Annotated in this window: 1 protein-coding gene; it reads left to right on the forward strand. The window is 65.0% G+C overall.

The features are described 5' to 3' along the window. Nucleotides 1–84: 84 nt before the first annotated feature. Nucleotides 85–657 (forward strand): IS110 family transposase (locus tag P9236_RS30660; RefSeq protein ID WP_278078209.1); only part of this gene is annotated, 573 nt, incomplete at its 3' end.

The following is a 657-nucleotide window of genomic DNA, read 5'->3' on the forward strand; positions in this document are numbered from 1 at the left end:
TAGAATGATGGGTGGACGGCCCCTTGCGGCATCGAATGTGCCAAGCTGGGCTGTGATTAACTCCAGCGGAGGAGACCGTCCGTCATGCAAGCTATCAGATTTGGAATCGATCTGGCCAAGAATGTGTTTCAGGTGCACGGCGTGGATGCGAGCGGGCAGGTGGTGGTGCAGCGCCAGCTGCGCCGCGCGCAGGTGGAGAAGTTCTTCGCCGCACAGCCGCCGGCGTTGATCGGCATGGAGGCCTGCGGCTCGGCCCATCATTGGGCCCGCACGCTGAGAGCGCTCGGCCACGAGGTCAAGCTGATGCCGCCAGCCTATGTGAAGCCCTATGTCCCGCGCAACAAGAACGATGCCCGCGATGCGCAAGGCTGTTGCGAAGCGGTGAGCCGGCCCGACATGCGCTTCGTGCCGATCAAGACGGTCGAACAGCAATGGGCCAGGGCGCTCCATCGCACGCGTGACCTTCTGGTGCGCCAGCGCACGCAACTGGCCAACGCCATGCGTGGCATGCTCTATGAGATGGGCCTGACAGGCGCCAAGGGGGCGGCGGGCATCGAGACCCTGCTGCGGCGCATCGAGACGGCCGATGAAGCCATCCCCGCCGCGCTATTGATCTGTCTGGTGCCCTTGGCCGGGCAATGGCGGGCGCTGGATGGC

It is taken from the genome of Mesorhizobium sp. WSM4884, assembly GCF_029625675.1.
In the GTDB taxonomy this organism is placed as follows: Bacteria; Pseudomonadota; Alphaproteobacteria; order Rhizobiales; family Rhizobiaceae; genus Mesorhizobium.